General features: G+C 66.3%; 11 protein-coding genes, 1 tRNA gene and 1 pseudogene. 6 read left to right on the forward strand and 7 right to left on the reverse strand.

All coding sequences use genetic code 11. From position 1 onward, the window contains the following. Positions 1-76: 76 nt before the first annotated feature. Positions 77-343: a hypothetical protein gene (locus ACYQML_RS15075; RefSeq protein ID WP_311275524.1), complete on the reverse strand. Its 267-nt coding sequence runs from the start codon at positions 341-343 to the stop codon at positions 77-79. Between the two features lie 304 nt (positions 344-647). Here ACYQML_RS15075 and queA point away from each other — a divergent pair, with 304 nt between their 5' ends. Further along, positions 648-1736, forward strand: a complete 1089-nt coding sequence (queA, locus tag ACYQML_RS15080) for a tRNA preQ1(34) S-adenosylmethionine ribosyltransferase-isomerase QueA (RefSeq protein ID WP_461233245.1) — start codon at positions 648-650, stop codon at positions 1734-1736. A gap of 83 nt (positions 1737-1819) precedes the next feature. Here queA and ACYQML_RS15085 read toward each other — a convergent pair whose 3' ends face one another. Further along, positions 1820-2614 (reverse strand): bestrophin-like domain, encoded by a 795-nt coding sequence (locus ACYQML_RS15085; protein ID WP_056426483.1) that lies wholly within the window; start codon positions 2612-2614, stop codon positions 1820-1822. A 203-nt stretch (positions 2615-2817) separates the two neighbouring features. Between ACYQML_RS15085 and tgt the strand changes: the two genes are divergently transcribed. Together tgt and ACYQML_RS15095 are read left to right on the forward strand one after the other, a co-directional pair. Next, the gene (gene tgt, locus ACYQML_RS15090; protein WP_461233246.1) at positions 2818-3996 is read left to right on the forward strand and encodes a tRNA guanosine(34) transglycosylase Tgt; all 1179 of its coding nucleotides are present in this window, start codon (positions 2818-2820) and stop codon (positions 3994-3996) included. A 361-nt stretch (positions 3997-4357) separates the two neighbouring features. Further along, positions 4358-4433, forward strand: a tRNA-Lys gene (locus ACYQML_RS15095). Positions 4434-4853: 420 nt separating this feature from the next. Here ACYQML_RS15095 and ACYQML_RS15100 read toward each other — a convergent pair. Further along, positions 4854-5846 (reverse strand): annotated as a pseudogene (locus ACYQML_RS15100) (IS481 family transposase). Between the two features lie 182 nt (positions 5847-6028). Here ACYQML_RS15100 and ACYQML_RS15105 point away from each other — a divergent pair. The 3 genes from ACYQML_RS15105 to ACYQML_RS15115 are packed head-to-tail and all read left to right on the forward strand — an operon-like array spanning position 6029 to position 8752. Next, positions 6029-8065: an AAA family ATPase gene (locus ACYQML_RS15105; protein WP_461233247.1), complete on the forward strand. Its 2037-nt coding sequence runs from the start codon at positions 6029-6031 to the stop codon at positions 8063-8065. A gap of 13 nt (positions 8066-8078) precedes the next feature. Continuing rightward, on the forward strand, positions 8079-8459 hold the full coding sequence (locus ACYQML_RS15110; RefSeq protein ID WP_461233248.1) for a hypothetical protein: 381 nt from the start codon (positions 8079-8081) through the stop codon (positions 8457-8459). Beyond that, positions 8456-8752, forward strand: a complete 297-nt coding sequence (locus tag ACYQML_RS15115) for a hypothetical protein (protein WP_461233249.1) — start codon at positions 8456-8458, stop codon at positions 8750-8752. Before ACYQML_RS15110 ends, ACYQML_RS15115 begins: the two co-directional genes overlap by 4 nt. 105 nt (positions 8753-8857) lie before the next feature. Here ACYQML_RS15115 and ACYQML_RS15120 read toward each other — a convergent pair whose 3' ends face one another. The 4 genes from ACYQML_RS15120 to ACYQML_RS15135 form a co-directional block, all read right to left on the reverse strand. Beyond that, complete coding sequence (locus ACYQML_RS15120; RefSeq protein ID WP_461235734.1) at positions 8858-11200, reverse strand: DUF262 domain-containing protein; 2343 nt, start codon at positions 11198-11200, stop codon at positions 8858-8860. Positions 11201-11376: 176 nt separating this feature from the next. Next, positions 11377-12633: a hypothetical protein gene (locus ACYQML_RS15125; protein WP_461233250.1), complete on the reverse strand. Its 1257-nt coding sequence runs from the start codon at positions 12631-12633 to the stop codon at positions 11377-11379. Between the two features lie 8 nt (positions 12634-12641). Beyond that, entirely contained in the window at positions 12642-12899 is a 258-nt protein-coding gene (locus ACYQML_RS15130; protein ID WP_461233251.1) for a hypothetical protein, read from the reverse strand. Further along, positions 12871-13440: a hypothetical protein gene (locus ACYQML_RS15135; RefSeq protein ID WP_461233252.1), complete on the reverse strand. Its 570-nt coding sequence runs from the start codon at positions 13438-13440 to the stop codon at positions 12871-12873. Before ACYQML_RS15135 ends, ACYQML_RS15130 begins: the two co-directional genes overlap by 29 nt. Positions 13441-13455 lie beyond the last annotated feature (15 nt).

The raw sequence follows: 13455 nt of genomic DNA on the forward strand, positions 1-13455 counted from the left end.
GCCCTGCCCATACGATCATCCCCATCCACAAGGCCACGGCAAAGGTTGAACCCGCCGGTGAAGGGTTTAGTCGCTGCTATGTCTGGGGTTCGATCTCTTGCGATGCCGGCGCGGCCCCCACGCCGCGATCCGCCTCTCGCTGGGCAGAGCGGGCGCTCTGCGCGCGCGCGCGCTCGGCCTTGCGCGCGTAGCTTCGGGCCATCCAACCCCACCGGGCATTGGCCGCCATGACATCGAGACGCTGGGCCTCCCGGTCCCAGTAGGACATCAACTGCGAGTCCAGCGTGATCCGCCGGCGAGGAACCTTGGCCTTGGGGAGGGCGGTCTTGAAGGTGTCAGTCATCGCACGAACCGAATCTAAGCCAATTTGGCCGGCCACAACGCAGACTCGCGCCGACGCGGTCAAGGTTGTTTTCAACGTAGACCTGTAATCGTGCGGCCCGGTGGAGGAAGGCGGGTACATGAAAAGCGGCGATGATATGGGTTTCGCCTGTCAGGCCCTTCCGGCGACTTGGCCGTCATCTGCATGTCTATGTCCTGCATGTCTATGTCCCGCATCCACAATGCGCGACGGCCGCTTCCCACTTTTCCAGACGGAGATCCGCCGGCCATTGATCCCGAGCCCTGAACCGTGCTGTTGGCGCCCGATGCGCGTCGACCTCTTCGATTTCGATCTGCCCGAATCCAGCATCGCCCTCAGGCCACCCCAGCCCCGCGATGCCGGGCGAATGCTGGTGGTCCGGCCGGGCGATGCGCTAGAGGACCGCGCGGTGCGCGATCTCGCCGACCTGCTGCGGCCGGGCGACGCCCTCGTCTTCAACGACACCCGTGTGATTCCGGCCCGCCTTCACGGCATCCGTCACCGCTCGGAATCGCCGGGGCTGCGGATGGAGGCCATGCTGCACCTGCGCGAGGCAACCGACCGATGGCGCGCCTTTGCCCGGCCGGGCAAGCGTCTCGCCATCGGTGACAGGGTGAGCTTCGGGCAGAGCGAGCAGGGCGCAGCCTGCTCCCTGGGCGTTCTCGATGCCACCATCACGGAGAAGGGGGAGGGCGGCGAGATCGTCCTGCGCTTCGATCTCGCCGGCCCCGCCCTCGACGAGGCCATCGTGCTGGCTGGCGAATTGCCGCTCCCGCCCTACATCGCGGGCAAGCGCAGCACTGACGCGCAGGACGCGGTGGATTACCAGACGGTCTATGCCCGGCAGGCCGGCGCCGTTGCCGCCCCCACCGCGGGCCTGCATTTCTCCGACGAGCTCCTGGCACGGATCGACGCCGCCGGCATCCTGCGCCATTGCGTGACGCTGCATGTGGGGGCGGGCACATTCCTGCCGGTCAAGGCCGACGATACCGACCACCATCGCATGCATGCCGAGATCGGCTTTCTCGATGAGGAAACCGCGGATGCTCTCAACCGGACGCGAGACGGGGGAGGCCGCATCGTCGCGGTGGGGACCACGGCGCTGCGCCTGCTCGAGAGCGCGGCGGACGAGAATGGTAGGCTTCATGCCTTCTCCGGTCCGACCGAGATCTTCATCACGCCTGGCACCCGCATCCGCGCGGTGGACGCCTTGATGACCAATTTCCACCTGCCGCGTTCGACCCTCTTCATGCTGGTCTCGGCCTTTTCCGGGCTGGAGACCATGCGGGCGGCCTACGCACATGCCATCGCGGCCGGCTATCGCTTCTATTCGTACGGGGATTCGAGCCTGCTGTTTCCAGCCCGATCCGAGTGACGCGATAATCTCCCTCCCGCGGATGCCCGCAGTGTCACGCTCGCGGAGAGGAGCGGGACGGCGGCGCGGCCCCGGCAGGCCGGTCATTCCTGGTGCGTCGTCATCATGCTTTTAGCCCGCTCGAACGCTTCGGGCCCGATGGCGAAGGGACCATCGAAGGGCCGCTCGTGGAGCGCGATGACACAGAGCGTTCCCACCATCGCCGTGGAGAAGATGGCGAGCGTGATCACCTGGGCGCGCGGCTTGTCCACATGGACGATACCGATGGAGATCAGCGTCAGCGTGCAGAGGAACAGCAACGTCAGCCATTTCGAATCGTCGTTCTTGCTGGCGCTCAGGGCGAGCCGCTCGCCCCGAGCTTCGCGAAGATTCATGATCGTGGTCATCAGCGCGGTGTGAGCGACGGCACCGGACGCCGTGGTGTGCACCGGGTCGGCGACCATCTTCATGAGCGCGCTGAGGGCCGCGCCCGCCTGGCTGGAATACGCCGTCCCCGTTCCCATCTTCGGAAATTCGTCGGTGATCACCGCATTCGCGTAGGCGAGGAGCGCCTTCTGGATGTCCGACATGTCCGAGACGGTGGCCTCGCTGAGGTCGTAGGCGGCGATCAGGTTCGCCCGCTCGGTCTGGACGATCCGCGATGCCTTGCCCTGCCGCTCCCAGGCATCGTTCGCCACGAAGCCGGTGAGCAGGGCGAGCAGGATGCCGATCGAACTGAAGAACGACGCGACGATGCCGCCGACATTGTTCAACAGATGCGCCCGCGTGGCGGGCACGTTCGTCAGGACGATCAAGACGATCGAGATGCCGGCGAACAGGCTTGCGAGTATGCCGATGATCAGTGCTAGCGGCTGATCGAGCCAGATCCCCATGAGCATCGCTATCCCTCGCGGTCGTTTGGTGAGTCGGCCGGGACGGACAAATCCCGCTCGGAATCTCCGGATAATGGGAGGATGCGATAGCGCCGGTCGGCAGTGGCGACCAGAGGCGCGGTCAGCTTCCGGACTGTGCTGATGACCGACCGCCTGTAGGAGGCTCGCATGTTTCCGTTTTGCGGCGCGGAGCTTTAAAGACCTGGCCCATGTCCGACACTGCCTCCCTCCGAAACGCTACATCCGACCACTTCGGCTTCCGCGTCGACGCCACCGACGGACAGGCCCGCACCGGTGCAATCTCGATGCCGAGGGGGACGATCCGTACCCCGGCCTTCATGCCCGTGGGGACCGCGGCGACGGTCAAGGCGATGTATCCGGGCCAGGTCCGGGATCTCGGCGCCGACGTGGTGCTCGGCAACACCTATCACCTGATGCTGCGTCCCGGCCCGGAGCGGATGGAGCGGCTCGGCGGCCTCCACCGTTTCATGAACTGGCCGCACCCGATCCTCACCGATTCGGGCGGTTTCCAGGTGATGTCGCTCTCCGCCCTGAGAAAGCTCGACGAGCAGGGCGTGACCTTCCGCTCGCATGTGGACGGGTCGAGCCACCATATGAGCCCGGAGCGCTCCATCGAGATTCAGGGGCTGCTCGGCTCCGACATCCAGATGCAGCTCGACGAATGCGTTCGGCTTCCCGCAGAGCGAGCGGCCATCGAGAGCGCCATGCGCCTCTCCCTACGCTGGGCCGAGCGTTGCCGGATCGCCTTCGGCGAAAAGCCGGGCAAGGCAATGTTCGGCATCGTCCAGGGCGGCGACCTGCCCGACCTGCGGGTGGAGAGCGCCAGGGCCCTGGCCGATCTCGATCTCAAGGGCTACGCCATCGGTGGCCTGGCGGTGGGCGAGCCGCAGGCCGTGATGCTGGCCATGATCGAGACGGTGGAGCCGCATCTCCCGGTTGGCAAGCCGCGCTACCTCATGGGAGTCGGCACGCCCGACGACCTGATGCGCTCGGTGATGCGCGGCATCGACATGTTCGACTGCGTGATGCCCACCCGCGCCGGCCGCCATGGCCTAGCCTATACACGCCATGGCCGGATAAACCTGCGCAACGCCCGGCACGGCGAGGATACGCGACCGCTGGACGAAACGTCGTCATGCCCCGCCGCGAGGGACTATTCCCGTGCCTATCTCCACCACCTCGTCCGCACCGACGAGATCCTGGGCATGATGCTGCTGACATGGAACAACCTGTCCTATTACCAAGACTTGATGGCAGGGATGCGTGCGGCGATCGCCGCGGGTCGTCTCGCCGATTTCTGCGATGAGACCCGCGAGGGCTGGGCGCGCGCCGAGGCCGAGCGCGCCGACGAAACCGTCTCCCGCTGATATCACCTTCAAGGGTGCCGGCACGCGGTTTGGTAGGGCCCCGGGCGAAGTCGACACCATTTCCGCGGGAGTGGCGGGACGGTCGCCATCGAGGGCGGCAGGACGCCCCCCGGCCGCGCTGTCCGTTTACCAGACCGCCGAGAGGATCATGACACGGGCATTCCCGCGTTCAGGGCGATCCAAGACGGAAGGCCTACCCAGCAAAAGCCAAACACCCCTCCGGCGCAGCCCGAGCCAAACCGTCGCGATGACATTGCCAAGCGCGGCACCGGTTGACCCCTCCACTCCAACCCCCTATTGCGAGCCACGCTTGCACCAACGGGCAGCCCGATCCCCATCGGGACCGGCCCACCGAGCAAGCGAGCGCGTAGCTCAGCTGGTAGAGCAACGGACTTTTAATCTGTAGGTCCTGGGTTCGAGTCCCAGCGCGCTCACCAATCTTTTCAACGGCTTAGTTGCTGGTCGCTAGTTTTGATAAACGCACTAGCAACCATATAGCTACCATCCCGTCGCGATATCCTCTACTTCCGCAGCCTTCTCAAATTAGCGTTCGCTACGGCCCTGCTGCGGCCGCGTCGCGGGACAAAAAAGCTACGCTATGTAACATCATCGGTTGTTGACCAATGACTTTTAGGTGATCTTTCGCGGTTCGGACTCAATGCCGCCAACCGATCGAACTCGGCAGCATTCTGTAAGTGGACGCTTCGGGACTCAGCGACTCGCGACTGAATTGCGTCATAAGTAGAAGTTGGCCGCCTGCCCAGAAGCGGACGTTCCGCATCCGACCCGGTCATTCGCATTTTTCGCCGAGATTTCTGAGAGCAAACGTTGAGTAAGCCGCACCTACACAGCTTAAATTAGATGTTTGGTCCCGGCATTTGGTGGGGCGGATTTGACCTGAATCTGCCGGGTTCGGCGGACCATGCCTTGCAGATGGCCTCGTAGGGCGTGAGGCCACGCAGCGTCTTCAGGCGGCGAGCGAAGTTGTAGGCGCTGACGAAGTCGGCCAAATGAGCGCGCAACTGCGTGTGGCTGTCCTAATGATAGCGTTTGACCGTCGCGTCCTTGATCGTGCGGTTCATCCGCTCGACCTGACCGTTGGTCCAGGGGTGCCGCGGCTTGGTCAGACGATGGTCGATATCGTTACGGGCGCAGGCGGACTCGAAGCTGTGGGCCCGGAATGTCTCGCCGGCTGCAATCGCCTCCTTGATGATGGAAGCGGCCGAGGCGATGTTGCCGGGCGTGGTGAAGTGGGTGCCGTTGTCGGTGAGTACGGTGTGCACCTTGTAGGGCACGGCCTCAATGAGATGGCGGAGGAAGTCGCCTGCCACCCTCCGCGTTGCTCGTCCATGCAGTTCCGCGAAGGCGAACTTGGTCGTGCGGTCGATGGCGACGAGCAGGTAGAGCCGCCCTTCGGCTGTGTGAACCTCAGCCAGGTCGATGTGGAAGTAGCCGAGCGGGTAGGCCTTGAAGCGCGACCGCTTCGGCTTGTCGCCGTCAACCTCAGACAATCGGCTGATGCCGTGGCGCTGCAGGCAGCGGTGAAGCGACGAGCGGGTCAGGTGCGGGATCGTGGCCTGGAGCGCGTAGAAGCAATCGTCAAGCGGTAGGAGTGTATGACGGCGAAAGGCTACGACGACCGCCTCGTCCTCGGGTGACAGCACCGTCGAACGCGGATCCTTCGGACCCGTGCGCTGGTCGGCGACCGAGGTCCGCTGCCTCCACTTGGCAACTGTCTTCTGGTTGATCCCGTAACGCTACGAGAGCGCCCTCAGGCTCGCTTGACTATGCTGGATCGCTCGACGGACTGCCTCAGTCGTCGTGGCGCTGCCGTGAAGAACCTGGCCCATAGCGCGTCCCTCCACTCCAACGTGAAGAATGCACCATCAAACCCTGGGATCAAACATCTAGCCGAAAGCAGTTTGTCCGCTCTGTGGCTTGCGAAGCGGAAGAGCGGACGTTCGGCGCGGTTCATGCGCCCGGTTTTGACGTAGGCATGGTGTTGCTCTCTCACACGGTTCGAGAGGCCCCGATGACCCGCCACGATCTGCTTCAACTGCGCCTGTACGCCCACACCGCCCTGCTGCAGCCGGAGCGCTCGTGGCGAACTAGGGCGACCCCGAGCCGTGCCATCGTCGCTTGGTTCGTCGACAATGCCGGACGCCTTGAATGCCCCCCACTGCCGCCGCTGGACCGCGTTGACGTCGAGCTTGGCCTGGGCGAAATCGAGGCGCGCACATGGACTGCGCTAAGACCCGCGGTCGCGACCCTAGGCGCCCGCCGCAGCATGACCCCGTCAGGGCTCGAGCGACGCTTGGCGTGGCTGTGTCGCACACTTTGCCTACCGGCCCCCGACGGCGCAATCCTCAAGCTCGCAGTCCGCGCGGCGCTGTTTCGCGCTGTTCACAGCTTGGCTTGCGCCGCGAGTGGATCGCATGCGGCTCGGGACGAAATCAACGTTGCCGGCCTCTCGGCGCTGCTGGCAGATCCCGTCGAGAGAGTGCGCCAGCGACTAAAGCCGTCGCGCCCTCTGCGCCTGCTCGGCCTCATCGAGGACCGCAACGGGGGCGATTTCGCGCCATCACGCACGGTGATGCACATCGCGCGGCTCAGCGCGAGCGGCGACGAGGCGCTGCGCAACGCGCTGCTGGGGCGCTCTACGCCGGCCGGTCTTGCCTGGGAGGACTTCGCGCACCTCGGTGAGCTGTGTGGGCTTGCCCAGTCACTCGTCGGCGCCGCCCTTTCCCGCCGTCGCAGGGGCGTGAACGTGCTCGTGCACGGCGCGCCAGGCACTGGCAAGACCGAGTTCGCCCGCGCGCTCTCCGAGCGCCTAGGCGCACGGGCCTGCTTCGTGGGGGAGGCTGACGAGCTCGACGCCGAACCTAACCGCCAGGACCGCATCGCGGCCTTCGCGGTTGCTCGCGCACTCGCTACCCACGCCGGCCGCATGGTGCTTGTGGTGGATGAAGCCGACGACATCTTCACGGGCGTTGACGAGGACGACGCTGGAAAGCGCCGGGGGTCCAAAGTGTTCATGAACCGCCTTGTCGAGACCACCGAGGCGCCGACGCTGTGGATTACCAACCACCCCGAGCGTCTCGGGCCGGCAGTGATGCGGCGGATGGCCCTAGCGATCCAAATGCCGGAGCCCGGCCGTGCGCGGCGCCGGGTCATGCTCGGGCGCCTCGCCGAGCGGCGCGGCTTGGCGCTCCCTCCTAGCGACCTCGACGACCTCGCTGCCATCGAGGCCGCCCCGGCCATCCTCGACGGCGGCCTGCGGGTGGCGCAGCTCACCGGCGGCGGGGTGCAGGCGGCGAGCCTCGCCGCGCGCTCGGTCCAGCAGACCCTGGCCGGGCGCGCGGCTCGGCCGCCGGGCACCGCCGCGCAGTTCGATCCCACCTTGTCCTCGGCCAACCTCGACCTCGCGCACCTAGCCGAGCGTGTGGCAGCCTGCCCAGGCCAGGCGCTGTCCTTCTGCTTTCACGGCCTGCCCGGCACGGGCAAGAGCGCCTACGCCCGCCACCTGGCCCGGTGCCTTGGGGTCGACGTGATCGAGCGCAAGGCCTCCGATCTCCTGTCGATGTGGGTCGGGGGCACCGAGCAGGCGATTGCAGCGGCCTTTAGTGAGGCTGCCGAGCGTGGCGCGATGCTCATAATCGACGAGGCCGACTCGCTGCTGCGCGACCGCACCGGGGCCCGGACCAGCTGGGAGGTTAGCCAGGTCAACGAGATGCTCGCGCATATGGAGGCTGCCCAGCACCCGTTCGCCTGCACGACGAACCTCATCGAGAGCCTTGACCCCGCGACCATGCGGCGCTTCCTGTTCAAGGTGGCGTTCCAGCCGATGGACCGGAATCAGGCGCGAGCCGCATTCCAGCGTTTTTTCGGGGCCGAGCCGCCTGGCGGGCTCGACCGCCTCGATCTTCTGACGGCGGGGGATTTCGCGCTGGTGGCGCGCAAGGCGGCGGTGCTGGGGGAGCGTGAGCCAGAACCCCTCCTCCGGCTCCTGGCCGCGGAGGTAGCGGTCAAGCCCGGAACGGTGCGTCGCCCGATCGGGTTTTTTGATTAAGGAGAACATCAGGATGGGTGTTGCCAGAGCGCGTGAGTTTGTCCTCCGGGACAAGCGGAAGACGATCCAGGCAGAGGTCGATCGCATCTGCAGACCGTACTGGGACGCCCCGGACGGGACCGACGGCGCGGTCCTGTCCGGTAAGATCAAGGCGGCGCTGGAGGCGGCCTACGGGGTGACGGTTTATCTTGATTCCGACGAATTCGAGGAGCAGCTCTCCGGTGCCATGGAACCCTCGGGCTTCGAGGCGGTTGGCGAACTCATCGCAAAGAAGCTGTTGGACCACGCTCCCCCCGCAACGAAGCCGACTTGGGAAGAGCCCTGGGGGCGCGGGTTCGGATGCCTTGATCTCGAACAGGGGCGCGAACAGGCGGCGCTGGGGCGCAGGCCATGAGCGGGACCGGCGAGCGAGCCAAGCCGCAGCCGACCGAACAGGGCGAGGAAGCACGTTTATGGGGTACCACCGCCGCTATCATGGCCTTCGATGTCGACGGCGGCGGCTCGCTCGCGTTCAAACATACGTCGGGTCAGATCGGCACACTGTCGGCTGAGGACAACCTGAACGGCCGGATGCGCCTTGTGAGCGAGCAGTTCGGTGAGGTCAGCGCCTACGATAGCGTCGAAGCTCTCGTGAGGGATGGCTGGTCACTCGACGAGAACTCCGACGTGTCACCGAACGGACAATGAAGCGTGTGCGAAGGGGTTCGTCCCCCCCGCTGCGCGGCATGCCTCACTGATATGACGTCAAGCGCTTGCCATGGGTCGCGCCAGCATTTTGCCCGTATCCCACACTCATGCGTTAGGCTTTGTGTTCGGTGAGACGTTCTGCTCTATCCCGTTCCCTTGCAGCCAGATGGCGAATTCAAGCTCTTCGAAATACCGACGATACAGCTCAGCGGACCGCCGTTCGACGGCGCTCTGGAACGCGGCGAGACGCGTTTCGTCCCAGCGGTCACCGGGCGTCGACGCGGCGAGCCACAGCCCGCGCTCAGCTGGAACCAGCGCCATCGCCGCCATGGCTGCCGCGCCCTCCGCCGTGAGGGCGGCATCGGCGAGGTACGGCACCTTAGACGGCAGCGGGGCGTCGCCATCGCCCCGGTTTATCGAGGCGTCAACGATCCGCATGTTGCCGATCCCGTTGCCGAGAAGGCTGCGCCATCCCCACATCGCCCTCGCGATGCCCGCCGAGGCTTCGATCCGGCCGCTCAGCCCGGCCCAGTGCGCGCCCCAATCGGCCTGGGGGCACAGGTGGTCGAGATCGTAAGGGAGATCGTCGTCCCGGTCCGAGAGCGGATCGTAGTGCGGGAATGCGGACGCTACGTAGTCGCGCTGCAGCCAGGGCAGCATCTTTCGTGCGGACCACCACCAAGCAGATGCAAGTGCCTCGTAGCCGACTGGCGCCTCATCGCGCGCGAAGCGCTCCTGCGCCGAGCGCCAGGCCGGCACCGGCGGGTCCGCGACGAGGAAGCGTGTCATCACGTCGGCGGGGAGCAGGCGGTTTGCGCAGCGCTCCCCGTCGACGTCGCCGATGAACAGCCGGTAGAGATGCCGACCGGGAAATTCGCAGGTTTGCTGGTGCTCTTGCAGCACCTTGAGCGACCAAGCGGCCGCCCGCCCGTCGTTATAGACGCACTGGCGCCAGAAGAGTGCAAAGCGGAGCAACTCCGAGCGCGCCGAGCCAAGGTCCGCAGCGGTTCGCCCGGCGCGTAGCCCACGCACTACCCAGAACAGGATAACCTGCCACAACTCCGTCGGCAATTCGACGAGGGCGGCACGCGGCAAACCGTTCTGGTTCGATCCGGCGACGGTCGCGTTGGAGACGGGCGCGTATTCAAGCAGCGTGCACGCTGCGCGGAACGCCTGGGTTAGGAGCGCCGAGTCGGCCAACCGCGCCGCCTCGCCGTTCGTCGGGATTAGCTGCGACAGCGCGTCCCGAAACGGCGCCGTCTCCAGGGCCCGCTCGCTCATCGTGCGTGCGAACCCAGCGACGTCCGGGAGGCCAGTCGCGCTGGCGGAACTCAGCGCGTTCGCGATGCGCAGGGCCGTGACGACAATCTTCGTCGGGGCCATGACCCGACCGACCGCCGCGTGAATCTCGAGCACCGCATTGTGTACGCGCGGGTCGTGGTGCTTGAGGATGGAGAACAGCCGCTCGTCGTTCGTTAGCGGCGTCCCGCCCGCACCGATCCGATCGAAGAGCATCAGCAGGCTCTCATGGGCAGCCTCCCCGCCGCCGGCGAAGCGGCGCGGATCGATGTGCATCAGCGCGACTTCGCCATCCGCGACGCGCTCGAACTCGGTAGCGAGCTCCGCCAGCGCCGGCCGGGTGTCCTCGCCCAGTGCCCGCGCTGCGATGAGCCTCGCAAGCCCGTCCGCGCCCGTGCCGGTCGAGACGTGAGCAGCGCGCCAGGCGGCGAGCAACTCGTCGAGACGATAGGTGCAGCCGGATGCCTTGTATGGCCGGGGCAGATCCCGCTGGCCGTCCGGTTCGGCAAGGAGGAGGTCGAAGATCTCGTGATCGTAGGCGGCTCGAGTCTCGCCAACCCCGCCGGGCGCGACCGTGAGAGCGACATCACCTTCGAAGTTAGCCCTCGCCTTCGCCCGATCCGAACGGGAGAGCTTCTGCCCGGTGGACGGTTCGTACCCGAACGGTTGGCTCGCGGAGGTCAGATGGAGCCTGTGCTTGGCCCCCGGCGCTAGGTCTATCCAGAGGCAGCGGCGGTCGAGGTCGGGGCCGCAGACGCCAAGCAGCATGGCCCGCGTCCGCTGCTGCCCGTCAAACAGGTCGAAACCCGCCCGCGCAATCGGCGCGATCCGGCCGTCGCTGCCGAAGTCCCGGCCGTGCGCGACATCATCCGAGCCGCGAGCCATCAAGAAGAAGCTGCCGATCGGCAGGCCGCGCAACAGCGAGTCCCAGAGGTCGACCACCTGTTTAGGGCGCCAGACCGCGCTGCGCTGGACCGGCGGCAGAGCGAGGAGCCCAAAGCGTTGGATGGACTCGTCCGTGCCTCCATCCGCCGCACCGCCCCCGCCGAGGCCAGCGCGCAGGACGGCGTTTGAGCTGCGCGCCCAGTCGAGAAATGCAAGGAGGTTCAGGCCTTGCACGGAGGTTCCATCGAATAGGCGATCGGTCATAACAACCTTGCTGCTTTGGAGGGGAGATACCGAAACGCGGTCGCGCCGGTTGGCAACGCAGACGACCAACTCAACGCACGACAAAATCGGACGAAGCTCCGGAAGGCGCGCTTAATCGTGTGCACCGGCCTTGGGGTGACGCCTTCTTGCGGGATGTCTGAGCTGATCGAAATGGCTCATGACGGAGGATCGGGCCCTTGGTCGAGTAGGCAGACGTAGGTTAGCCTTGTGGATGCCGGGATCTGCTTGCCCGCGTGTGGCGCAAGCCACGCACACAACGTTGGGCGGATCAGGGCCGAACCGAACCAGCACTGGCGGAACAGGAAAGGGTCGAGCGCCACCTGCCGCTCAGCTGGGAACGTGAGCGGATCACCGGCCTCGCGGACGCACGCCTCGCGCTGATCCAGCGATTTCGCGAAGTTGAGTAGATCGAAGCACGCGCAGGACACCAGGGCGTTCCAAGTCCAGCCCGAACCAGCATGGAGACCGGCCCAGTGCGTCCCCGTCGCCGCGTACCGTTGCAGGCGTGCAATCAGCTGATCCGCTGTCGTGGCGTGGTAGCGGATGTGATCGGCATGGTCCGCTTGGGCGATGTCCTCCCAGGCACACGCCTCGCGTACGAGCCGATCGTCCGCGACTGTCAGTGTCCCGACCAGCCGGCGGATGAGAGCACCGGCGCTTGTGAACGGTCCGATGCCGAGTTCGCGTAGGCGCGCGTCGGCATCGCTGTTGGCCACGTAATGCTCCCGTGCATCCCGTCCCAGCACGCGCTGCAGCGGGTATCGGTCCCGCCACGGGAGACCCTCGAGATCGCGCAGGATGCCGGCCATTCGAGCCACCGAATCCGGAACAGCAACGGCACTGGTTGGCTCACCTGATGCTGCGGTGGTAGGAATATATTGGGCGAGAAGCGCACCGGGCACGAAGGCGGCAAAGCCTAGGGCCTCGCGCCGGCTGGTCTGCCGGGCGGGCATGGACCGGATCGCGGGAGGCTCCGTCGCGGTTGCAAGATCCGCAGCATCAGTGTGCGGTTTGACCAAACCGATCTTCCAGATCCCCTCGACACGAGCCAGCGCGAACGTGGAGCACGGCCCTAAATCCGCGGGCGCGTGGGCCTCGCCGGCCAGCACCGCCGCGAGCGCATCATAAAGGCGCCGGGCCTCGGCCGCATAGGTCATCCCGCCCCGCTTGCGCTCGAGCGGGATCGCACGCGCAGCAGCCTCGACCCGCTCCTTAAAGACTTGTACCGCGGCTGCACCGATCTGCGCGCGGCACGGATCGGGCCTCCACGCCCACACGTCGTGCGAGATGCGCGCTGGATTCCCCCAGGCGCAGTGGCGGCGCAGGTACGTGAGGTAGAGTTCCTCGACGAAAGCGGAAAAGTCCTGCTCAGGAAGCCTGTTCCGCGCACATCGGCTAGGATCCTCGGCCATGGCACGGCTCACGGGGAGCGATCCGGCAGTGGTCCCGCGGACGGGTAGGCTTGGACCGGGGCAGGCTGGTTGAAGGCGACGATCACCATCGCGGTGCGGTCGGTCATGGCGCATGAGAGGATCCAGTCACAATCGGCATCCCACTGGATGACGGCGGCTGCGCAGGCGTCGAGCGCGGCGAGATCGATGGCGGCAGCGTCCGGCGCGGCGACGAGCTGGACCATCAGGCGGCCGCCATCAAATCCCGCGGCGGTCAGCTTGGCCACCGCCGATCCTGCGCTCGGCGTCCGCGCGGCCGGGAATAACGATTGCGCGCCCGCGTCCCGGCAAGCCTGGCTCGACGCCCGCCACGCGCTGCAGATCCCTGGCATCCGTCCCGATAAGCAGCCCGTTGCCGTGGGCGCAGGCGGCAAGGGCCTGTGCCACGGTATCACGGTCGTGCGGGCTCGTGGACACGCGCACGACCGCCGTCGTGCACTCTTGCGCGTCGAGGGAACAGTCCACGAGCGTCTCATCACACACGATGAGCAGCAGCTTGGGCGCGGGTGCATCAGAGCGATGCCCGTCCGCCCTCGCGGCGCCACGCGATAGCGGCCCGTGCACCACCATCAGTTCGGTCTTGTCCTCCGCGACAGGCGTGGTCGTCGGCGCGGCCCAATCTGGCAGGGGCCCGCCGATCGCCACGATCCGGACCCCCGCATTGTGAGCGTTGCAAGGACCCGACGCCTCCCACGCCCGGGTCGGTCCGTAGCGTCCGATGATCGGGCCAGCCGATATCATGTGCAAAGCTGGGTCGATGTCGGGCATGTGTCGTGATCCGGG

This window comes from Methylobacterium sp. CM6244 (genome assembly GCF_054817885.1).